Source organism: Bradyrhizobium sp. DOA1, from assembly GCF_001593325.1.
Lineage (GTDB): Bacteria > Pseudomonadota > Alphaproteobacteria > Rhizobiales > Xanthobacteraceae > Bradyrhizobium.
The window spans coordinates 4,987,567-5,010,851 of the sequence record NZ_JXJM01000001.1; the positions used below are offsets into that span (position 1 = coordinate 4,987,567).

Annotated in this window: 15 protein-coding genes; 6 read left to right on the forward strand and 9 right to left on the reverse strand. The window is 62.7% G+C overall.

The window, feature by feature from the left end:
• Positions 1-122: 122 nt before the first annotated feature.
• The gene (locus SE91_RS23300; protein WP_061849273.1) at positions 123-1,436 is read right to left on the reverse strand and encodes a hydroxymethylglutaryl-CoA reductase, degradative; all 1,314 of its coding nucleotides are present in this window, start codon (positions 1,434-1,436) and stop codon (positions 123-125) included.
• A gap of 260 nt (positions 1,437-1,696) precedes the next feature.
• Between SE91_RS23300 and SE91_RS23305 the strand changes: the two genes are divergently transcribed.
• The 3 genes from SE91_RS23305 (at position 1,697) to SE91_RS23310 (ending at position 4,765) form a co-directional block, all read left to right on the forward strand.
• Complete coding sequence (locus SE91_RS23305) at positions 1,697-3,088, forward strand: aminotransferase-like domain-containing protein (RefSeq protein ID WP_061849274.1); 1,392 nt, start codon at positions 1,697-1,699, stop codon at positions 3,086-3,088.
• Between the two features lie 187 nt (positions 3,089-3,275).
• Positions 3,276-3,557 carry a hypothetical protein gene (locus SE91_RS36465; RefSeq protein ID WP_156489739.1) on the forward strand — a complete coding sequence of 94 codons (282 nt, stop codon included), beginning with the start codon at positions 3,276-3,278 and terminating at the stop codon, positions 3,555-3,557.
• Between the two features lie 53 nt (positions 3,558-3,610).
• Positions 3,611-4,765, forward strand: a complete 1,155-nt coding sequence (locus tag SE91_RS23310) for an ABC transporter substrate-binding protein (RefSeq protein ID WP_197489506.1) — start codon at positions 3,611-3,613, stop codon at positions 4,763-4,765.
• A gap of 33 nt (positions 4,766-4,798) precedes the next feature.
• On the opposite strand, the gene SE91_RS23315 is transcribed toward SE91_RS23310, so the two are convergent.
• Positions 4,799-6,532 carry an AMP-binding protein gene (locus SE91_RS23315; protein WP_061849276.1) on the reverse strand — a complete coding sequence of 578 codons (1,734 nt, stop codon included), beginning with the start codon at positions 6,530-6,532 and terminating at the stop codon, positions 4,799-4,801.
• Positions 6,533-6,557: 25 nt separating this feature from the next.
• A complete protein-coding gene (locus SE91_RS23320; RefSeq protein WP_245318508.1) occupies positions 6,558-9,890 on the reverse strand; it encodes an acetyl-CoA carboxylase family protein in 3,333 nt (1,110 codons plus the stop codon).
• On the opposite strand from SE91_RS23320, the gene SE91_RS23325 reads away from it, so the two are divergent.
• The 3 genes from SE91_RS23325 (at position 9,780) to SE91_RS23335 (ending at position 13,558) form a co-directional block, all read left to right on the forward strand.
• Complete coding sequence (locus tag SE91_RS23325) at positions 9,780-10,499, forward strand: MarR family winged helix-turn-helix transcriptional regulator (protein ID WP_245318509.1); 720 nt, start codon at positions 9,780-9,782, stop codon at positions 10,497-10,499. The two genes, SE91_RS23320 and SE91_RS23325, sit on opposite strands and share 111 nt — an antisense overlap.
• A 65-nt stretch (positions 10,500-10,564) precedes the next feature.
• Positions 10,565-12,193: an AMP-binding protein gene (locus tag SE91_RS23330; RefSeq protein ID WP_061849278.1), complete on the forward strand. Its 1,629-nt coding sequence runs from the start codon at positions 10,565-10,567 to the stop codon at positions 12,191-12,193.
• Between the two features lie 204 nt (positions 12,194-12,397).
• Positions 12,398-13,558 carry an acyl-CoA dehydrogenase family protein gene (locus tag SE91_RS23335; protein ID WP_061849279.1) on the forward strand — a complete coding sequence of 387 codons (1,161 nt, stop codon included), beginning with the start codon at positions 12,398-12,400 and terminating at the stop codon, positions 13,556-13,558.
• Positions 13,559-14,427: 869 nt separating this feature from the next.
• Here SE91_RS23335 and SE91_RS23340 read toward each other — a convergent pair.
• The 6 genes from SE91_RS23340 to SE91_RS23365 all read right to left on the reverse strand — a co-directional run bounded on the left by SE91_RS23340 (position 14,428) and on the right by SE91_RS23365 (position 23,267).
• The gene (locus tag SE91_RS23340) at positions 14,428-16,146 is read right to left on the reverse strand and encodes a PHA/PHB synthase family protein (RefSeq protein ID WP_061849280.1); all 1,719 of its coding nucleotides are present in this window, start codon (positions 16,144-16,146) and stop codon (positions 14,428-14,430) included.
• Positions 16,147-16,258: 112 nt separating this feature from the next.
• On the reverse strand, positions 16,259-17,635 hold the full coding sequence (locus SE91_RS23345) for a sigma-54-dependent transcriptional regulator (protein ID WP_061849281.1): 1,377 nt from the start codon (positions 17,633-17,635) through the stop codon (positions 16,259-16,261).
• Positions 17,625-19,460 carry a sensor histidine kinase gene (locus SE91_RS23350; protein WP_245318510.1) on the reverse strand — a complete coding sequence of 612 codons (1,836 nt, stop codon included), beginning with the start codon at positions 19,458-19,460 and terminating at the stop codon, positions 17,625-17,627. The genes SE91_RS23345 and SE91_RS23350 overlap by 11 nt, the downstream gene beginning before the upstream one ends.
• A 49-nt stretch (positions 19,461-19,509) precedes the next feature.
• Complete coding sequence (locus tag SE91_RS23355; RefSeq protein ID WP_061851269.1) at positions 19,510-20,505, reverse strand: cytochrome d ubiquinol oxidase subunit II; 996 nt, start codon at positions 20,503-20,505, stop codon at positions 19,510-19,512.
• A gap of 5 nt (positions 20,506-20,510) precedes the next feature.
• On the reverse strand, positions 20,511-21,902 hold the full coding sequence (locus SE91_RS23360; protein WP_061851270.1) for a cytochrome ubiquinol oxidase subunit I: 1,392 nt from the start codon (positions 21,900-21,902) through the stop codon (positions 20,511-20,513).
• A 42-nt stretch (positions 21,903-21,944) separates the two neighbouring features.
• The gene (locus SE91_RS23365; RefSeq protein ID WP_061851271.1) at positions 21,945-23,267 is read right to left on the reverse strand and encodes an NAD(P)/FAD-dependent oxidoreductase; all 1,323 of its coding nucleotides are present in this window, start codon (positions 23,265-23,267) and stop codon (positions 21,945-21,947) included.
• Between the last annotated feature and the right edge of the window lie 18 nt (positions 23,268-23,285).

The following is a 23,285-nucleotide window of genomic DNA, read 5'->3' on the forward strand; positions in this document are numbered from 1 at the left end:
TCCGCGAACGGCCACCGGCATGGGGCGCGATCTCGCTTAGAAGGCGTGAGCAGCGAAGATACATTTTCGAGCCCACAGGTCGAGGCGACGAAATGCCTGCACGTCATGCAGGCATTGCCACCTCACGAACGCAACTTTTCCAAAACCTCCCTGGCGCGATCGACGCGCACGTCGTGATCGGCGGCGAGCGCCGCCGCGACCTTCTCGATCTCATCGCCCTCGGCCCCTGCAACAATCGCGATGTTCCTGGCGTGGAGCGCCATGTGCCCTTTCTGGATACCCTCGGTCGCAAGCGCGCGGAGCGCGCCCATGTTCTGGGCGAGCCCGACCGCGACGGTGACCTCCGCCAGTTCCTGTGCACTCTGCACGTTCAGGATCTTCAGCGCAGCGCGCGCGGCGGGATGTGTCTTGGTGGCGCCGCCGACGAGCCCGAGCGCCATCGGCATTTCCAGCGTGCCGACGAGGTTGCCCTTGTTATCGATTTCCCAGTTGGAGAGCGACGTATAGCGGCCGGAGCGTGAAGCCCAGACATGGGCGCCCGCCTCGATCGCACGCCAGTCGTTGCCGGTGGCCACGACGACCGGATCGACACCGTTCATGATGCCCTTATTGTGGGTCGCGGCACGGTAGGGGTCGACAATCGCGAAGGCGCACGCCTCGACGATGCCGCGCGCGACGCGCTCGCCGCTGTATTCATCTGTGTTCAGCGCCTCCGGCGTCACCGATACCATGGCACGGGCGATGCGTAGATCCGCATAGTTCGAAAGGATGCGCAGGCGCACCGTGCCGCCGGTAATCCGCTCGACGATCGGCGCGACCGTCTCTGCCATCGTATTGACTGTGTTGGCACCCATCGCATCGCGGACGTCGACGATGAGATGCACAGCGAGCATCGGGCCGACCGGCGTCTCCTCGAAGATGTGAACCTCGATGTCGCGGCAGCCGCCGCCGAGCGAGATCAGCACCTTGTCCCTGGCGTTGGCAGCCTCGATGATGCCCGAGCGCTCCTTCAGCACCCGCGCGCGGGCGCCGTGGACATCGGTCACGCCGAGCACCTGCACCTGTGCGCGCATGATCGGACCGGTGCTGGAGGTGTGGAAGCCGCCGCATTTGCGGGCAATGCGCGCCATGTAGGAGGCGGCGGCGACGACCGAGGGCTCCTCGATGGCCATCGGAACCAGATAGTCGCGGCCGTTCACCGTGAAGTTTGTTGCGACGCCGACAGGCAGTTCGAAGGTGCCGATGACGTTCTCTATCATGCCATTGGCGAGTTCGACCGGCAGCGTGCCGGCGCTAAATGCCTTGCTCTCGGCTTCGCCAAGTGACGTCGCCTCGGTCACGCGCCCCAGCCGCTGCGCGGGCGAGAGGTTGCGAAGGTTCTCCAATCGCGAGTTGATCTGCCTGGGCCGCTTGCCCGCCTCGGGTCCTCCGGCCATCGCCGCGCCTCCCAACAAGAGTTCTAGGTTGGCACGACGTTAGGCAGCATCGCATTGCGGTCAAAAGAGACAATTTCAAAATACTGTCCGCAACTGTACCCATCAGGCCATGTCAATGACTTACAACCTGGTTGCCAATGGCAAGGCGGCATTCCGGACCGGACTTCCCCATTGAATCGTCGGGCAGCATCTGATTACTGTCGCCTCATGGGTACACCGCCGAGCGACCGTCAGATACTGTACCCATCTGGAGACATTGCGTGGCGCGAGCGCCGAATGAACGCGACCGCGGAGCGACCCTCGCGGGCGGATTGGCCAATCGGCTGCGGGCGCAGATCCTATCCGGAGCAATGCCTGAGGGGGCCCGACTGCCCTCGATCAGAAAGGCGGCCGCGCAATTCAAGGTTTCCAAAAATACGGTCGTCGAAGCTTACGACCGACTGGTGCTCGATCGGCTCATCACCGCCAAAGCGGGATCAGGCTTCGTCATAACCTATCGCGGCGACGACGGCGGAAGACCAAAGCACGTCTCGGAAGCCGTCGATATCGCTTCGCTGTTGAACGCCCAGCTCTCGCAGAACTTCGAGATCCGGGTCGGCGATGGGCGGCCGCCCGCATCGTGGACCGAGCACTCCGAGATCAAGCGCTATCTCGGCAGCAACGGGCGGATGCTGCCGGCTGACGCCGATGCCTATGGATCAGCGCTCGGTTTCCTTCCGCTCAGACAGCAGATCGCATCACGTCTGCAGGCGCAGCAGGTTTCAGTCAAGGACGATGGACTCCTGCTGACCTTCGGCGCAAACCATGCGCTGGACCTCGTGATCCGAGCGATGCTGTCACGAGGCGATACCGTGCTGGTCGACGAGCCCGGCTATTATCCGCTGTTCGCAAAACTCACATTGGCGCAGGTCCGGATCGTCGGCGTCCGCCGGACGCCGGAGGGACCCGATGTCGACGACCTCACGGCCAAGATACAAACCGAGCGCCCGAAGCTGTTCTTCACGCAGTCGATCGGTCACAATCCGACCGGCGGCTCGATCACCCTGCCTGTGGCACATGCAGTGCTCAACGCGGCCGCGCGATCGAACCTCGTGATCGTCGAAGACGATCCGTTTGCCGACCTCCCCCTCGGCACGGTCAACCGGCTGGCCACGCTCGACCAACTCGACAATGTCATATCCATCGGGACTTTCTCGAAAACACTATCGGCGAGCCTTAGGTCCGGTTTCATAGCAGCCCGCAGCGATCGCATTGCGACGCTCGCCGAGCTCAAGATGCTCACCACCGTCAACAGCTCGGGGCATGTCGAACGCCTGCTCCACCGCCTGCTCGCAGAAGGCCACTACGACCGGCATCTAAAGAGACTCGGGCAACGGACCGAAGCGGCGGCGAGCCGGGTTCAGGCCGATCTGATGCGGACAGGCCATCGGATCTTTTCAAGTGCCAAGGCTGGCTACTACGTCTATCTGCTGCTCCCGGAAGGCGTGGACGACATGAAGCTTGCGCGCGACGGCGCGAAGGAAAGCATCTTCATCGCGCCCGGAAGCTTGTTCTGCCTGGACAAGAACAGCTCACTCGCCAGAGCCATCCGGATCAACATCGCACGAGCCGACAACCCGAAGTTCTACGAATTTCTGCTGCGCCAATTGTAAACTGGAAGCAGAGCCGTCTTCTTCCCATCTCCATCCGCACGGCATGTGGAACGAGATAGGGAGCCTTCCTGGCATTTCGGTGAGCCACACCCTAGGAAACGCGCAAGACTGAGGAGCGGGCAGTGGACGTCGAGCGCTCAGCCCGAAGCCTGGGCTCGCTTGGCGGAGGTCGCTTCCCGATTGCTCGATGTCTCACATCCAGAACAGCGACCGTGTTAACTTCGTTGACGGCGCCACCCTTCTGCACGGCGATCTGCTCGACCACTCCGTCAGCGCGTCTGCTGGCTTAAACGCACGGCGCGCGTCGCATTCACGTCACCGGTTGCAGCCTGCGACAATCCATCCGACGTTATCAAATACCGTCAAGGGATTCGGTCCCCGCATTCATGTAAAGATATTGACATATATGGACCTCCGTGAAACCTTGGACCTCAACATCGGTTCAAAAACATCGGGAGGAAGAAAATGACGTGGACGAGATCAACACTCGCATCAGTTGCGCTGATGGCGACCCTCGCATGCATGAGCGCTGCTTCGGCCCAAGACAAGCCCGTCAAGATCGGCATTTTGAACGATCAGGCCTCGGTCTATTCAGCCATCACCGGACCGGGATCGGTCGCGGCCGCTCGCCTCGCCATTGAAGACATGGGCGGCACCCTGCTCGGCAAGCCGATCGAGATAGTCTCCGCTGACCACGGACACAAGCCGGATGTCGGCTCGGTCATCGCCCGGCGCTGGTTCGACACCGAAGGCGTGGATGCGATCTTCGACATCTACAGCTCCGGCGTTGCGCTCGCCGTACAGGGCATCGCAGAGCAGAAAAACAAGCTGCTGGTCGTCTCCATGGCGTCGAGCCGCGACATCAGCGGTAAGTCCTGCTCGCCTAACGGCATGCAGTGGGCCAATGACGGATACGAAGTCGCCAACCTCACGATCAAGGGTGCCTCCGACGGCAAGCCGACGTCCTGGTTCTTCCTGACGGTTGACTACGCGGCCGGTCACTCGATCGAGCGCGACTCCCAGAAGATGATTGAGAAGGGTGGCGGCAAGTTCGTCGGCGCGGTGCGCTTCCCGCTCAACACACCGGATTTTAGCTCGTTCCTGCTGCAGGCGCAGAATTCGGGCGCCAAGAACATCGGTTTCATCGGCGGCGGCGCCGACATGACCAACGCGATCAAGCAGACCGCCGAGTTCGGCATCGAACGCACTGGCCAGCGCTTCGTGCCGTTCTCGCTGACGACGGTCGATATCGACGCGCTCGGCAACGAGGCGACGCAGGGCATGCCTCTGGTACTGAGCTATTACTGGGACGAGAACGACCAGACCAAGGCTTTCGCCGCGCGCTTCAAGAAGGCTTTCGGCAAGATGCCGAGCGATCCGCAGGCCAACGTCTACAGCGCGGTCCTGCACTATCTGAAGTCGGTGAAGGCGGCCGGGACCACGGATACGACGGCGGTACTGACGAAGATGAAGGAGACGCCGGTCGAGGATCTCTTCACCTCGGGCGCCCGTATCCGCGAGGACGGACGCCTGATGCGCGACGTCTACTATGCCGAAGCGAAAAAGCCGGGGGCGATGAGCGGCGCCACCGACCTGATCACGCTAGTCAAGAAGATGCCGGGATCGGAAGCCTTCATCCCGGTCAGCGAAAGCGAATGCAAGGCGTTCAAGAAGTAACGCCGTCAAGAAATTTCTAACCTGACAACTCGCTCAGCCATAAAGCTGAGCGAGTTCTTCCTTTTTGACCTTGCCGGTCGCCGTCATCGGCAACGTGTCGACGATCCGGATCTCCGGGATCTTGTAGACCGCAAGGCGCTCCCGGCAGAAGGCAGCAAGCACCTCGGCAGTCGTCGTGCCCTTGCGCCCCGGCAACACGGTAACGAAGGCGACCGGCACCTGCCCGCGAGTGTCGTCCACCCGCCCGATCACACCGCTCCCTGTCACGTCCGGATGCTGGCCGAGGGCGGCCTCGATCTCCGACGGAAAGACGCTCATGCCCTTCACCTTCAGCATCTCCTTGCGCCGGCCGAGGAAATGGATAGTGCCTCGCTCCGAGATCATTCCGATATCGCCGGTCCGCAGCCAGCCGTTGACGAGGCCTTCGGCCGTTGCATCCGGCTTGTTCCAATAGCCCTTCAAGAGCGAGGGCGTACGTACGCACAGCTCGCCTTCCTCGCCGAGCGGCAGCAGCCTGTCCGATCCGAATTCCATAATCTTGAAATCGGTCTGCGGCACCGGAATGCCGCAGAAGATCTGACGCTGCTTGAGATCGCGATCGTCATCCTGCCAGCCGCGATTGAAGGCGTCGTAGGAATGCGTCTCCGTCATCCCCCAGGCCGCTTCGCGCAGGGTCGTGCCCGTGAGCTTGCGCCAGCCATCGCGGAAGACCGGATTGAGCTTCTTGACGAACGACGCCACCATCACTTCCCGCAGCGAGCTGAGGTCATAGTCGCGCGCATCGGTTCGGCTCATGATCTCGACCGCGTTGTCGACGACCATGTTCGAGATCGTCGCGCGATAGCGCTGCACGGCATACATGTAGGCCTGCGCATCCCAGCGGGCCATCAACACGCAGGTCGCGCCCGTCACCATTGGCAGGATGATGCCGAGGTCCTCGCCCGCCATCCAGAAGATCGGCCAGAAATTGATGACCACGTCTTCGGAAGTGACCGTCATCGAAACGGACCCCATGACGGCACCCGTGAACAGCATGTCGAACTGCGAATGAACGCAGCCCTTCGGCATGCCGGTGGTGCCCCCCGTGTAATTCAGGGCCGCGATATCGTCGATGCCGACATCCACCTGCGGCGGCGCGGCGGTCTCCTTTGCGAGCGCGCCCATGAGGTCGATCGAATTGGCGATCGCAACCCGCGGCGCCGTCAGCGCGGGCGGCAGCGGCCCTTCCGGCTCGGCACCCAGCGCATCGCCAAAGCTGGTGACGACCAAATGCTCGACGCCACACTCTTGCCGGACCTCCTCGACGAGAGCGGCAAGCTGATCGTGCGCGACCACGATGCGCGCCTGCGTATCGTTGATCTCGTAGGCCAGCTCGGGCCGGGTGAACATCGGGTTCACCGGCACGTGGACACAGCCGGCCTTCAGGATGCCGAAGAAGCAAACGTAGAACTGCGGGCAGTTCGGCAGGAACACCGCAACCCGGTCGCCCTTGCGCGCGCCGAGACGGTTCAGGAGAGCGGCAAAGCGGTCGCTGAGGCGGTCGAGTTCGGCGTAGCTCATGGCCCGGCCGTAGAACAGCACTGCCGCCTTGTCCGGCTGCCGCCGCGCCCATTCGCGAAGGTAGTGCGTCAACGGCCGGCGCCCGAGAGGGAACACCGGCTCCTTGGGAACGCCGCTCGGCCAGACCGCCGCCTGCAGGCCGCGAACGTGAGCCAGATAGGCTTCTTCGCTGCGGAGGTAGCGTGTGTCGGATTCGCTTTTTGTCATTGTTTCCTCCCTTGCTCGCCCGTGTTCACCACAGATCGACGCGCGTGGTTCGTCTCTCGCTGAAGCGGCCCGGCTGCATCGACGCCTTGAGCCCGCGGACAATCCAGCGCCGGGTCGCGCAGGGATCGATGACATCGTCGACCTCAAGGAAGGTCGCGCCGCTGAGCGCCTTGTTGTCCTCGTAGGACTTGGCGACCATCTGGTCGAACCAGGCTTTTCTTGCAGCCGGATCCTCGATTGCAGCGAGCTCCTTCCGATAGGCGAGCTTCACCGCGCCTTCGAGCCCCATGGCGCCGAACTCGGCGCTGGGCCATGCCACCATGAAGAACGACATCTGGCTCGATCCACCGGCCATCGCCAGCGCCCCGAGCCCGTAGGCCTTGCGCAGCACGACGGTGAAGTACGGCACCGTTGCCCGGGATGCTGCCACGAAGACGCGCGAGACGTGCCGCACCTGGGCGGTCTTCTCGACCTCCGGCCCCACCATCATGCCCGGCGTGTCGCAGAGCGACACGATGGGAATGCCAAACCCGTCGCATAGCTGAATGAATCGCGCCGCCTTGTCACCGCCGTCGGCATCGATCGCACCGCCCAAGTGACGTGAATCGTTTGCGATCAGGCCAACCGGGGTGCCCTCGATGCGGGCGAACGCCGTGATCATGCCGCGCCCGAAGGATGGGCGCAGTTCGAGCACGGAGCCTGCATCCGCAAGCGTCTCGATGATCGGCCGGACGTCGTAGGCGCGCAGCCGGTTTTCTGGCACGGCGTGGCGCAACAGGCGCTGGTCAGCGCATGACCAGTCACCGGTCCGCCCCTGGAAATAGCCGAGATACTTCTTGGCAGCGGCAACGCCCTCCGCCTCGTCCTCGACCAGCACGTCGATCACGCCGTTCGGCGCCTGGACGTCGACGGGGCCGATGTCCTCGGGGCGAAACACACCGAGACCGCCCCCCTCGATCATCGCCGGACCACCCATGCCGATGTTCGAGGTACGGTCGGCGATGATGACGTCGCAGCTGCCGAGCAGCGCGGCATTGCCCGCAAAACACCGCCCCGAAACCACGCCCACCAGTGGCACCTTGCCGTTGATACCGCCGAGCTTCGTGAACGTCGTGGTCTCGAGTCCGGCGGGCGTCGGCCATTCGTCGCCGGGCCGGCCACCGCCACCTTCCGCAAACAACACGACGGGAAGCGACCATCGGTCAGCGAGCGTCAGCAGCCGATCCTTCTTCTTGTGATTGACGACGCCCTGCGTGCCCGCGAACACCGTGTAGTCGTAGGCCATGACCGCGCAGCGCGACTGCTCGTCACCGAACAGCTCGCCATTGACAGCGCCAACGCCGGTGATCAAGCCGTCGGCAGGACTCATGCGGCGCAGCTCCTCCAGCGAGCGACGCTGGCGCTGCGCGGCGAGCGCGAGGCCGCCATATTCGATGAACGAGTCGGGATCGCAGAGGTCGGCGATGTTCTCGCGCGCGGTGCGCTGGTTGGACTTGCGGCGACGTGCGACAGCATCCGGCCGTCCCTCGTCGAGCCGCTCCGCGCGGCGCGCGAGCGCTTCGGCGAGATCACCGCGAATGTGATCGAGATCGATCGCCTCGGCCGTCTCGACACCGGCAGCGTCGTCGTCCGATGGGACGATGTGCAGCAATGGCTCGGCCTCGAAAATCGTGTCACCAGGCGAGGCGAGAATGTCTTCGACCACGCCCGCGGCCGGCGCCACGATGACATGCTCCATCTTCATGGACTCGATCGCGAACACCTGCTGTCCCGCGCGCACCCGGTCACCCCGCGCCACATTGCAGGCGACGATCGTGCCCTGCAGCGGCGCCGGCACAGCGACGAGTCCCTCGGGAACATGCGCGACCTGCGGTCCGCGCGCCGCAGCCGGTTGCAATGGTGGAATGGCGACCTTCGCATCGAACACGCCGAGCGGATCGACGTCGCGGACATCCCTCGCCCGCCTGGCCGGCAGGTCGTCCCGGTTTGCAAAGCTGGCGGCGGCCGCAAGAATACTTTCGAGGTGCTGCTCCAGGAATTTCGTCGAGACGCGGTCGGCCAGAAAGTCCTGGTTTGTAGCGAGGGCCCTCAGCACGGGAATGTTGGTCTCAAGGCCGTCGATGCGAAAATCCTCCAGCGCCCGCCGGCCGCGTCGGATGGCGTCGTCCATGCCCTCCGGCGAATAGGCAATGACCTTCGCGAGAAGGGAATCATAGCGGGGGCTCGTGCGATAGCCGACATATCCGAACGTATCGACGCGGATTCCCGGGCCGCTCGGCAAGGTAAAGCCGGTCACGACGCCGCCGGTCGGCCGCGAGCCGCCATCGGCCGTCATCTTCTCCATGTTGACGCGGAACTGGATTGCGCCGCCGCGCGCAACAGGCGCGCTGCCGAGACCTATGTCGCGCAGCCGCAGGCCAGAGGCGACCCGGATCTGCGTCTTGACGAGGTCGATCCCGTAGATCTCCTCGGTCACGGTGTGCTCCACCTGGAGGCGCGGATTGGCTTCGATGAAGACGAAACTGCCGCCCTCCGCAGGCATCAGAAACTCGAAGGTCCCCAAGCCCCGATACGCCGCGCTGCCGGCCATGCGCACCGAGGCATCGCAAATCGCCTCACGGACTTTGGGCGCGAGGCTCCGGCACGGCGCCATCTCGACCACCTTCTGGTGACGCCGCTGAATGGTGCAGTCGCGCTCGCCGAAGTGGACGACGCTGTGCCCGTCGCCGACGATCTGCACTTCGATATGGCGCGCGTTCGGCAAATAGCGCTCGACATAGAGTGCATCGGCGCCAAATGCCGCCTGCGCCTCGGAGCGGCAACGCTCCCAGGCGGCGGGAAGGTCGGCAGCCGTCGACACCACGCGCATGCCACGGCCCCCGCCCCCGGCGACCGCCTTGATCATGATCGCGCCCCCGCTGCCGAGCTTGTCGAGGTAGACCGCCGCTTCGGCTTCCGAAACCGGTCCGGCCGATCCCTCGAGCACGGGCACGTCGGCCTTGCGCGCATGCCGCCGCGCCTCCGCCTTGTTTCCGAACAGCTCAAGCGTCTCCGCGGCCGGACCAATGAAGGTCATGCCGGCGGCCGCTACGGCGCGCGCGAAGTCCGGGTTCTCTGACAGAAATCCGTAGCCGGGATGCACCGCATCGCAACCGGTCTGCCGCGCCGCCTCGACCATCGCCGCGATATCGAGATAGGCTGCGGCCCCCACGCCGGGCAATTCCCGCGTCTCGCTGCCAGTCCGCGCATGGGCGGAACCAGCATCATCAGCAGGAAACACGGTGACGACCGGGATATCGAGCTCAAACGCCGCGCGCGCGATGCGCAGCGCGATTTCTCCGCGATTCGCGATGAGCATCTTACCAAATGGCATGTCGATCCTTCCCAGCTCCGGGTCTACACCTGGGGCCGAAGGCTATGGACAACCAAATATTATGTCAATATCATTACACATCTCAGGGGGAATGCGCGAATGCCGTCGGCAACCAGGACCGGGCCAAAGAATAGCCGAGAGCAGCCGGCCGGCAATTCCGCGCGTGACCACCTCAACAACAAGCTCTTCTTCAGACTGTTTCAAGCCGCCAACATCTACGAGACCCAGGCGGTGCGGGTTCTGAATTTCTCGGCCGTGACTGGCGCAACGCTGGGCGCGCTATACCGCGATCCCAAGGGCATGCTGTTCTCGGAACTCTACACCTATCTCGGCGTGAGCCGCCAGAATCTCGACGCCGTGCTGAAGGGCCTGGAAAAGAAGGGCCTCGTTGAGCGCGTCGAGGCCGAGGACGATCGCCGCAAGCGGATGGTGAGCCTGACACCCGCCGGCATCGAGGCGTGGCGAGATTTGCACGAACGCTCGCTGGAATTCTTCCGGCAAGGGACCAACGGCGTGTCGGCCGCGGAAATCACCGGTTGCTTCGAAACGCTGTCCCGCATCGCGCGAGGGCTGCGCGCCATCGAGCCGGACTGAGATTTGGATCGCCCAGCGCGCCATAAGGGTACCGGGCCGCGACAAGAATAAGCAGGGAGGTTTCAATGACGAGCCACAAGGTTCCCGCCGCCGAGGATTGCGTCCTGCGGTACCTGCTCGAACGTTGGGGACGCGAGACGCCGGATCAGGTCTATGCGACCTTCGACGACGGCAGCCAGCTGAAATATCGCGATCTCCTGCATTTGGCGCGACGGACCGGCAACGCGCTGCAATCGCTGGGCGTGAAGCAGGAAGACACCGTCCTCGTTTGGCTGCCGAATGGTCCTGACTGCCTGCGCGCCTGGTTCGGCATCAACATGATCGGCGCCGTCTACGTGCCGATCAATACCGCCTATCGCGGTGGCATTCTCCAGCATGTCGTCACCAACGCGGGAGCGGCGGTCGCGATCGTCCACGCCAGCCTGCTGCCGCGGCTCGGCGACATCGACAGGCGCGAGTTGCGCAAGATCGTCGTGATCGGCGGCGAACCGGCCCCGGTCGAGGGGATCGAGGTTCTGCCGGCGAGCGCGCTCGACTCGGCATCCGAGGATGCCCCAATGACCGAGCGCCCGATCGAACCGTGGGACACTCAGTCGATCATCTATACGTCCGGCACGACCGGCCCTTCGAAGGGCGTGCTGTCGTCCTATGCGCATCTCTATGCCATGGGACGGGGCATCTCGGCGGACAGGGACGGCATTCCTTATCTCGACGCCAGCGACACTTTCATGGTGAACCTCCCCCTCTTCCACGTCGGCGGCACGGCGCCGAGCTACGCCATGCTGATCAATGGCGGCTCGATCGCCATGGTCGATCGCTTCGACACCGCTACATTCTGGTCCACGGTCGCGAAGACCAACACCACGATGGTAATCCTGCTCGGCGTCATGGCGAGCTTCCTGATGAAGCGGACCGACAGCGGCGAGGAGAAGGGCAGCCCGCTCAAGAACGTCACGGTCATTCCGCTCAGCGAGGAAGGTATCGCCTTCGGCAAGCGCTACGGCATCACGACCCACACGCTCTTCAACATGTCGGAGGTCTCCTGCCCGCTGGCAGCCGAGCCGAATCCGACCGTTGCGGCAGCCTGCGGCAAGCCGCGGGCCGGCATCGAGGTTCGCCTCGTCGATGCCCATGACTGCGAGGTCGCGCCGGGCGAAATCGGCGAATTGATCATTCGATCCGACGCGCCCTGGGCCATGAATCATGGTTACAACAAGGCCCCCGAGGCGACTGCGCTTGCCTGGCGGAATGGCTGGTTTCACACCGGCGACGCTTTCCGCGTCGATCGCGATGGAAACTATTTCTTCGTCGACCGGTTCAAGGATGCCATCCGTCGGCGCGGCGAAAACATTTCCTCGTTCGAGGTCGAGCTCGAAGTGGCCGCACACCCTGCGATCCGGGAGGCTGCGGTCGTCTCCGTCCCGAGCGAACATGGCGAAGATGATGTCCTCGTCGCGGTCTCCCTCGCCGAGGGACAGGCGCTCGATCCAGCGGAGCTCATCCACTTTCTCAAGCCGCGAATGGCCCACTTCATGGTGCCCCGCTACGTCCGCGTCCTGGGAGACCTGCCGAAGACGCCGACTAACAAGGTAGAAAAGTATTTGCTGCGCAGAGACGGAGTCACGCCGGACACCTTCGACCGTGATGCAGCCGGCATTGTGATCAAGAGCGAGCCGATGCGAACGCGTGGTTGAGGAGACCGCGCAATGTCGCGTCCGCAACGAGGCCGGCTAACCGCCAGCTATTGCTCCTGTCACATCCTCTTGTCTATATGATCAAGTCCAGTCACCGCATTCAATAGGGGCACTCGCTTTAATGCGCTGTGATAGAGCACGGACGACCGAAAGCCCGCCACCAAGATTCCGCCCCAGCGGAAGTCGACCGGAGTATCCGTTCCAATGCCTGACCGAGTCGAAATCATTGCCGCGAAGATCGAGGCCTTCATCCGCACTGACGTGATTCCCTACGAAAAGGATCCGCGAACGGGTCCTCACGGCCCAAGTGACGAACTGGTGCAGGAACTGCGCGCCAAGGCACGCAAGGCTGGCGTGTTGACGCCCCACATTCTGCCGGATGGATCACATCTCACGCAAGTCGAGACGGCGAAGGTGCTGATCAAATCTGGGCTCTCCCCACTCGGACCGCTGGCGTGCAACACCATGGCGCCCGATGAGGGCAATATGTACCTGCTCGGCAAGGTCGGAAGCGCCGAGCAGAAGGCGCGCTTCCTGGAACCCTTAGTGTCGGGCAAAGCGCGTTCAGCTTTCTTTATGACCGAGCCGGCGGATGAAGGCGGTGCAGGATCGGACCCATCGATGATGCAGACCACGTGCAGGCTGGATGGCAATCACTGGGTCATCAACGGACGAAAGAAGTTCATTACCGGAGCTGAAGGCGCTCAAGTCGGCATCGTCATGGCGAAGTCGACCGACGGCGCATGCATGTTTCTCGTCGACCTCCCGAACCCCGCGATCCGTACCATGCGGGTGCTGGATACGATCGATAGTTCGATGCCCGGCGGACACGCCGAGATCGAGATAGAGAATCTTCGCGTATCCGCCGACCAGATGCTCGGTGCGTCCGGGGATGGCTTCAAATATGCGCAGATCCGCCTCAGCCCCGCACGTTTGTCGCATTGTATGCGTTGGCTGGGTCTGGCAATCCGCGCCAACGAGATCGCCACCGACTACGCCTGCCGCCGCTATGCGTTCGGAAAACCGCTGGTCGACCACGAAGGCGTCGGTTTCATGCTGGCGGAAAATCTCATCGATCTCAAACAGTCGGAATTGATGATCGACTGGTGCGCAGCCGTGCTCGACGCCGGCTCGCTCGGGACGGCCGAGAGTTCGATGGCGAAGGTGGCCGTGTCCGAAGCCTTGATGCGCGTCGCCGATCGATGCGTTCAGGTTATGGGCGGTACCGGCGTTTCGACCGAAACGATCGTTGAGCAGGCTTTCCGCGAGATCCGCGCTTTTCGTATCTATGATGGTCCAACCGAAGTCCATAAATGGTCGCTGGCCAAAAAGATCAAGCGCGACTGGAACGGCCAACAACATTGAGTGGCGTGTGTCGCGTGAGCCGCAAGACCGAGCCGTTGGCGGTGGGTGTCTTGGCCACTGCACAGGAAGGCGAATTCACGCCAAAGTCGCAGCTCTGGCCGACCGCCGCGGGCGTGGTGAATTCAAGATCTGGCGCGGCTCGTTCGCTGAGACACCCCGCAAGGCCGAGCATGCCTGGACGACGCTTGCGCGCGTCACGTCGTTCAAAGGACCGTGGCATCATCGCGACCCATGTGAACGCGGCGGCCGCCTCTAGTGGCGGACCGCAAAGATGATCTGGACTGCCGGCATCGACGGCCTGACGTTTTATGATCTGCGCGGCAAGGCGGTGGTTCGCCTTGCGATCGAAGGCGCCAGCGTGCCGTAGATCGCCGCCATTACCGGTCACTCGTTGAAGGACGGCGAGGCAATTCTCGACGCGCACTATCTCGGTCGTGACATTCAGCTTGCAGAAGCTGCGGTGCTGAAGCTCGAAACGAGAACAAAACCGTAAACGTTGGTGTAAACGGCGCCACTCTTGGCGCTCGTTAAAACCGCTAAGGTCTTGATTTGAATGGTGGGCGCACCAGGGCTCGAACCTGGGACCCGCTGATTAAGAGACACGCTGCCACCGTTGGTTTCTCAGGAGAATTTTTCCAACTGAATCAAAATCCGATCATTAGAGATCAATGGCTTACATTGAAAAATCCAACTGTGAGCGCATCAGATCGATGCTTCTAAACGTCGGGGGTTCGAGTCACTGGAGCGCTACCGCTTTTCCCCACACCAACAAAACCTAGGATATCTCATCCGGTCCTAGTGCGGCTCATCCCCGAAAGAAACTGGCAGGACGGCATTCTCCCTCGCGGGCCCGGCGTACCGGCCGATCTTTAGTCCGCTTTCGCCTTCACGTATCGACCCGGGGCAGATTCGCCTGGCGGATAGAGGTTGTTGCCGAGTTGGGTGCGAGCCGGCAGTTGCTCTCCCGACCGCGGCACCAGCCAAGCAATCCAATCGTTCCACCAGCTGCCCGGCTTTTCGTCCGCACCCGCCAGCCACGTCGCCGGATCATCGCAGCGCTGGTCCGAAACCCAGTAGCTCCGCTTGTTCTTCGATGCCGGATTGATCACGCCGGCAATGTGCCCGCTCGCACCGAGGACGAAACGTGTGTCGCCCTTGAAGAGGCCCGTCGTCCGGTAGGCCGATCGCCATGGCACGATATGGTCCTCGACCGTTGCCAGGACGTAGGCAGGCAAATCGACCCGCCCCAAATCGACTGGCGTACCGCACATCGTCAACTTGCCGGGCTCACGGAGATTGTTCTCCAGATACATATTGCGGATGTACCAGCAATACATCGGCCCCGGCAGATTGGTGACATCCGCGTTCCAGAACAGGAGATCGAAGCGCTCGGGCGGCTTTCCCTTCAGGTAGTGATTGATCACATTCGGCCATATCAGTTCTTTCGAGCGCAGTGTCTGGAAGACGAATCCCAGCTCCGCGCCGCGGTAGATGCCACCATTGCCGATCGTCAGTTCGCGCTGTCGCACGCTCTCTTCATCCACGAAGACACCGAGATCGCCGGGCTCGCGGAAATCGAGCATGGTGGTCAACAACGTCACGCTGGCGACCGACTCATCGCCTCGCGTGCGCATGATCGCGAGCGCTGAGGACAGGATGGTTCCTCCGACGCACCAGCCGACGACGTTGATTTTGTCGCTCCCCGAGATCGATTGCGTGATCTCGATGGCGCGCATGGCGCCATGCTCGACGTAATCGTCCCAGCCGAAATGCCCGCAAGAAGCGTCTGGATTGCGCCATGACACCATGAAGACCGTCAGACCGTGTTCGACCGCAAACCGGACGAAGGAATTGGCTGGCTGGAGGTCCAGAATATAGAACTTGTTGATGCAAGGCGGCACGATTAGCAGGGGACGTGCGGCCACCTGCTCGGTTGCCGGCTCGTATTGAATGAGCTGAAACAGCTCGTTCTCGAATACGACCGCGCCTTTGGACGTCGCGACGTCCTTTCCGACCTCGAACGCGGTCTCGTCCGTGATCGTCAGATTCCCCTTGCCAAGGTCCGCCACCAGATTGTCCAGGCCGGTCTTGAGACTCTGACCATCCGTGTCGGCTGCAAGCTTGATCACGTCGGGATTGGTGGCGATGCAATTGGTCGGGCTCATCGCTTCGACGAGCTGGCGCGTGAAGAAACGCAGCCGGTGCTTTTCCTTTTCCTCCATATCGAGGGCTTCGACCAAGTCGGTGCAGTAGCGCGAATTCAGCAGGTAGGATTGCTTCAGCAGGCTGTAGAGCGAATTCTCCCGCCACTCCGTGCCGCTGAACCTGCGATCGCCGCGCACAGGTTCGATGCCTCCATTTCCCTTTCCTTCCGCCGCCGACGCGACGAGGTGCTCCGAGAGTTGGTACAGACCCTTGAGATATTCAACCTGCAGCTCGGCGATCCGTCCTGAAGAAGCCAGAGACGGGTTGATCATCGCGCCGTCGCGTTCATCATTCGTCGGCCACCCCAGCGATCGCCAAAGGCTCGCACCTGCCTTCGCGAACGCGTCCACGAACTCATCAGGCATATTGAATGGCCGATCCATTGGATTTCCTCACTCTGCAACCAGGATGATGTATTGCATTTCGACATTGGGTCGCTTCTATCCGGCGCCCTTTATCTGCTTCGCGCCCCCACGACACCGTCGCTCCGAAACCTCAGGTTCTGGAGCGAACGACCGAACTTTCGCGGATGCTGTCGACGTTCACGGCGAGGCGCTTGATCTTGTCGTACAAGGTTTGCTTGGGGATACCCAAGAGCGTTGCGGTTGCCTGCACGTCGCCCTGTTTGCGCCGCAGCGCGTCCTCGATGATCGATCGTTCGATGTTTTCGAGTTGTCGTGGCAACGACAGATCCGAGGTGCCAAACCCTGATTTGTTGATCGCCTTGCCGTCGAGCACGCCCAGCACGAAACGATCGGCGACATTGCGAAGCTCGCGTACGTTGCCGGGCCAGGAATAAGCCAGCAGGGCGGACATCGTCTGCTCATCCAGAATCGGCGCATCACGCTCGAATCGCCTGGCGGCGTCCAGCGTGAAATGCTCGAACAACAGTGGAATGTCTTCGCGCCGCTCTCGAAGCGGCGGCAGTTCGATGAATGCGACGCCGAGCCGATAATAGAGATCGGCGCGGAACAGCTTCTTTTCGCTCAGCTCGAGCAAATTCGTCTTGCTCGCTGCGACGACCCGGCAGTCCACGGAGATCGGCTTGTTGGTTCCGACGCGTTCGATCGACCGGTCCTGCAACGACCGGAGCAACTTCACCTGAACGCTCAGCGGCATGCTCTCGATCTCGTCGAGGAACAGCGTTCCGCCATTGGCGTACTCGATCTTGCCGATGCGCTGGCGGGTGGCTCCGGTGAAGGCTCCCACTTCGTGGCCGAACAGTTCGCTCTCGACGAGCGACTCGGGCAGGCCGCCGCAGTTGACGGCGACGTAGTTGCCGTCGCGCCGCGCGCTGTGATTGTGCAGGCAACGCGCGACCACGTCCTTGCCGGTGCCGGTCTCGCCATAGATCGTGACGTCGACATTGGTCGAGGCCAGGGTGGACACTAGCCTGCGCACTTCCTGGATCTGCGGAGACCGGCCGAGCAGGCTCGCCTCGATCCCCCGGCGGTCGGATAGCGCCGACCGCAACGAGCGGACCTCCAGGGTCAGGCGTCTCTTTTCAGCCGCCCTGCGCACCACGGCAACGAGTTGCTCCGACGAGCACGGCTTCTCGATGAAGTCGTAGGCACCGTTCCGCATCGCCTGCACAGCCATCGAGATGTCACCGTGCCCGGTGATCAGGATTACGGGCAGGTCCGGATCAAGCCTGCGCAGATCGGCCTGCCAATCAAGGCCGCTCTTGCCGCGTAGCCGCACGTCGCAAACCACGACAAAGGGCATGTCGGCGCGCACGCATGCGTTGGCGGTCTCGACCGAGGCAAAACCCGAGACCGAGAACCCCGCAAGCTCGAGCGCCTGAACGCCGCCGATGCGGACATCCTCGTCGTCCTCGACGTAGATCACACCAATGGATTGGTCATCGGCCATGCGAAGCCGCCTCTGTCATCTCGGCCAATGGAAGGATCACGACAAATTCGGCGCCATCAGGAAGATTTCGCCCGTGCAATTCGCCGCCGAAGGAGCGCGCGATGTGGTTCGACAGCATCAAGCCAAGGCCAAGGCCCTTGCCCGCAGGCTTGGTCGTCACGAACGGCTCGAACATGCGCCTGAGCACGTCGGGGGCGATCGCTGGGCCAGTGTTGCTGATGGCGATCCGGCAGCGCGCTGCCTGCCCCTCCTCCCTCGTGGCGCGGATGACGATCGACTTTCGTTCGACGCCCTCGACGGCATCCAGCGCATTCGCCACGATGTTGCACAACAATTGCTCGAGCCGCGTCTGGTCGGCAAGGACGCTGAGGTCGGCGTCAATCTCCGTGACGACGCCGACGCGCCCCTCCTTGACGCGCGCGGCGACTATCTTGAGCGTCTCGCTCACGGCCTGTTCGACCGAGATCGCGCCAAGGGGGCTGCTCGACTTGTAGGCGAAAACCCGGAGCTGGCCGGTCAGGCGCCCGAGCCTGCTTACCAACTCGCCGATCCGGGTGAGATTGCCGCGGGCGTCAGCGACCGACCCACGATCGACCAGCAGGATGGCATTGTCCGCCGCGGTCTGCAGCGCGGCCAAGGGCTGGTTCAGCTCATGCACGATGCCGGCCGACATCTGCCCGAGAGCAGCGAGCTTGCCGGCATGCACCAATTCGTCCTGCGCCGCCCGCAACTCGGCGGTTCGTTCCTGCACCCTGACCTCGAGCATGTCGTGCGCCGCCTGCAATGCAGCCTGATTGGCCAGCCTTTGCCTGATCTCCCTGCGGCGTTGCAGCACGAGTCCGAGCGCCAGCAAGGCAGCGACGGAGGCAACACCCGAGAGCGCGCCAAAGATCAGCGCGGTCTGCCGGACCGGCGCCTCGTCATCGAGGAGGACGAGCTTCCAGAGGCCTCGATTGATCGGAAGCTCGCTGGCCGTATAGGCCGCTCCATTCCCGGTGGCGATGCGCTCGGCACCACTGTCGGACCGGATGACGGTCCATCCGAGTGGCGTCAGATTGTAGTCTGCGTAAGGCTTGGAGCGCGCAATATCGTCGAGCATTTCGCGCGACAGCGGCGCGATGGGGCGATAGCGCCACGCCTCGCGCGAGGCGAGGATCGTCACGCCCCGTTCGTCGAGGAGAAGTGCGTCGCCGGGAAGGTCGCGCCACCCGCGCTCGAACGAATCCAGATTGATCTTGACGACCGCGATCCCCTTGGTGGCCCCGCCCTCCTTCAGGGCGTAGGAGAGGTAGTAGCCGGCGCGTGCACTGGTGATGCCGACACCGAAAAATGCGCCCCGGCCACGTTCGAGGGCTTCGCTCACATAAGGGCGATATGACAGGTTCCGGCCGACGGGTGTGCCGGGATCATCGAAGTCGGCGGCAGCCAAGGCTTCGCCCGAGACGCTCAGGACGTAAAGATTGTCGGCCCCGGCAAGCAGATTGATCGACTTCAGGTACAGGCTGACCGATTGCTGCAGCGCGGGATCGGCGGGATCACCGAGCAACTTGAATACGCTCGGCGATGTCTCCAGCAGCGACGGCAGATATTCAAATCTGGAGAGATAACCGTCGAGCCTGGCCGCCTCAACCGCAAGCCGCTGCTGAGCGGCAACGTGCAGACGGTCAAGTCCCCGTTGGAATGCCAGGGCATAGCCGAGCCCCAACGCCGCTGCGACCAAGGCAAGAGCAGCTATTCCGCGAACAAGCCAATGCATCGAGCTGGATGCGGTCGAACCGGCTTCATACCCCCTCTTGATCTTCACCGGGAATGAAAGCTCCGTCATCGTGTGAACCAGGACAAACCGAGGAGCGCCGGCCACGGCAAAGGATGGCTCACGCATAGTCCAACTCTATGGTCTTGCCCCGGAATACGCGATAGGAAAATCCGGTATAAGCGACGATGACGGGCAGCGTGAGGCACACGCCGATCAGGATGATCTTGAGCGAATCCGGGCTGCTGGCAGCCTCCCATACCGTGAGCCTGTCGATCACCACGAAGGGGTAGATGCTGTAGCTGAGGCCGAGAAAGCTCAGGAGGAAGACCAGCACGAGCAAGGCAAACGGTAGCCAGCAGAGGGAGCCGCGCACGGCGGGGGAGCCAAGCAGCGCACGCACGGTCACCAGTGCGATTCCTGCCGTCATCGGAATCGACACGACGGCAATGATTGCCGGCAAGGTAAACCACCGTATGCGGACCGTTTCGCTGATCCATGGCGTTGCCATCGAAATCAGAATCAGGCCGATGACCATCGGCGGCCAGGCAATCTTGCTCCACTCGACCGCCTTGTCCTGCAGCGGGCCATCCGTCTTCATCACCAGCCACGTTGCGCCAAGCAGCGCGTAGGCCATCGGCAGCGCGACCGCGATGGCGCCGGCAAAGATCGGATAGTTCCAGCCCACGCCGAAGCCGCTGACATAGCGGCCGAGCATCCAGCCCTGACAGACCGACGCAAGCATCGAGCCGGCGATGAACAGACGGTCCCACATCCCCTTCCGACTGGCCTTCGCCTTGACCCTGAAATCGAAGGCTGCGCCGCGCAAGATCAGGCCGACCAGCATGAGCGTGGTCGGCAGGTACAGTTCCGACAGAACCAGCCCGTGCGCCTTGGGGAAGGCAATCAAGAGTAGACCAACGCCCAGCACGAGCCAAGTCTCGTTGGCGTCCCAGAACGGACCGATCGATGCGACCATCGTATCCCGCTCCTCGGGCGTCGCCCGGTGCATCAGCATGCCGACGCCGAGATCGTATCCGTCGCTCACGACGTAGACGAGCAGCGACACGCCCATCAGCCCGATGAAGATCAGCGGCAGCAGCTCGTCGAACGACATCGAGCTCATGCGAATTCTCCCTCGCGCTGATATGGCTTCGGCTCCCCCGGCACGGCGGCCGACGTACTTGCGTACGGCTTCTTATCGGCGGTCTCGGCCAGGTATTTGAGCACGCCGATATAGGCCGCGAGCAGCGCCAGATAGAGCGCGACATAAACGGAGAAGGTCACCGCGATGCTCGACGAAGGCACCCGCGAAGCGACATCAGCGGTTCGAACCAGACCGGACACGATGAAAGGCTGGCGGCCGATTTCCGTGACGTACCACCCGGCAATGGTCGCCACCCAGCCCGCAAAGGTCATGACCGCGAATATCCCGAGCATCGGTCGCGGCATTTTGGCGAAATCCCAGCCGTCGCGCCAATGCCACCACAGGCCGACCCAGCTGACGAGAAGCATCAGGATGCCGGTGCCCACCATGATCCGAAACGACCAGAACAACGGCAGGACCGGCGGATGAGCCGAGGGAAACTCGTTCAGCCCCTTGAGCTCCCCGTCTGGATCGTGCCGCAGAATCAGGCTCGCGAGCTTCGGCACCGCCAGCTCGAAGTGGTTCGTTCTCGCCGCGTCATCCGGGATGGCGAACAGCAGGAGCGGCGCGCCGCGCGTGGTTTCCCAAATGCCCTCCACCGCAGCGATCTTCTGCGGTTGATGCTTCAGGGTATTGAGCCCGTGGAAATCCCCCGCCACCATCTGTGCGGGCGCGGCCAGCGCGGCCAGGATGAGCCCGGTCCGCAGCACGCGCGACGCACTGTCCATGGCAATGCCTTTCAGGAACTGCCAGGCGCTGACTCCCATCAGCAGGAACGCACAGGTCAGCGCGGACGCGAGGATCATATGGACCAGGCGATACGGGAAGGACGGATTGAAGACGATCTCCAGCCAGTTGCGCGCGTGAAACTGACCGCCCACGATCTCGTATCCGGCAGGCGTCTGCATCCATGAATTGAGCGCGAGAATCCAGAAGGCGCTCATCAACGTGCCGAAGGCGACGAGGATCGTCGCTCCCAGGTGAACCATCTCGCCGACCCGGCGATGGCCGAACAGCATGACGCCAAGAAAGCCCGCTTCCAGGAAGAAGGCGGTCAGCACCTCATAACCGAGCAACGGGCCGGCGATGTTGCCGACGCGCTCCATGTAGCCCGGCCAGTTGGTGCCGAACTGGAAGCTCATGGTGACGCCGCTGACGACACCAAGCGCGAAAGTCAGGGCAAATACCTTGGTCCATTGACGGTAAGCGCGAAGCCAGTCGAGCTTCTGCTGCGGATCGGTCGCGCGCAGATACTTGAACCTGAAGAACAGCAGCACCCAGCCGAGCGCAATCGAGATCGACGGGAACAGGATATGGAACGTGATGTTGGCGGCGAACTGCATGCGCGCAAGGAACACGGCGTCCATCAACACTCCTCCAGGTCCACGCGGCCCGTGCGTGGCCAATCGTCAATGCAGCTTCACATGCGGCTCGGTGCGCCGGGTGATCAGCCGGGCCAGCGTGTCGAGCGCGACCTTGATCGAACCATGCAGCGCGTGTTCGTGCATCTTGTAGAGCGACAGGTACATCATCCGCGCGAACATGCCTTCGAACACGAGGCTGCCGCCCACGAGTGCGCCCATCATCGATCCGACCGTGCTGAATTCGCCGAGCGATACCAGTGAGCCGAAATCCCTATAGCGATAATCCTTCAGCGGCTCGCCCCGGAGATGACGCGGAATCTGGGAATAGAGATGAGACGCCTGCTGATGCGCCGCCTGCGCGCGCGGCGGGACGTTGCCGCGCTCGCCCCATGAGCAGGCCGAGCAATCGCCGATCGCAAAAATGCCGTCATCGCGCGTCGTCTGCAATGTCGGCCGCACCACCAGCTGATTGATGCGATTGGTCTCCAGGCCGGCGATGTCCTTCAGGAGATCGGGAGCCTTGACGCCGGCCGCCCAGACGATCAATTCGGCAGGGATCGTGCGACCGTCCGTCAGGTTCACGCGGTCGGAGCCCACTTCGGACACCTTGGCGCCGGTCAGCACATTGACACCGAGTCTGGCGAGCAGGTTCTCCGTCTCTTTCGACACGCGTTCGGGCAGCGCGGGGAGCACGCGATCAGCGGCTTCAATCAGCGTGATTCTGATGTCTTTCTGGGGATCGACCTGGTCGAGGCCGTACGCCACCACTTCACGTGTCGTCCTGTGCAATTCGGCCGCAAGTTCCACGCCGGTCGCGCCGGCGCCAATGATTGCGACCTTCAACTGGTGTGACCCCAGAGGCGCTGATTGGGCATGCGCGCGAATGCAGGCATTGACCATGCGCTCGTGAAACCGCCTCGCATCAAGCTGCGATTCCAGCTTGAGGGCATGATCGGCAACACCGGGCGTGCCGAAATCGTTGTTCTGGCTTCCAACGGCCACCACGAGGACGTCATAGTCGAATATTCGCTTCGGAGTGACTTCCCGGCCTTCCGAATCGAGATAGGGCGCCACCAGCACCTGCCGCTTGTCCCGGTCGATCCCGATCATCTCCCCAATGCGGTAGCGGAAGCCGTGCCAATAGGACTGCGCGAGATAGTCGACCTCGTGAGCCGAGATATCCATGCTGCCGGCTGCGATCTCGTGCAGCTTCGGCTTCCACACATGGGTGCGGTTTCGCTCGATCAGCGTGATGTCGAGCTTGCCCTTGCGTCCGTATTTGTCGCCGAGGCGGGTCGCAAGCTCCAGTCCGCCGGCTCCGCCACCGACGATCACAATCCGGGGTTTTCCCAATTGCGGCTTACTCATGATGGCCTCGACCAAGCG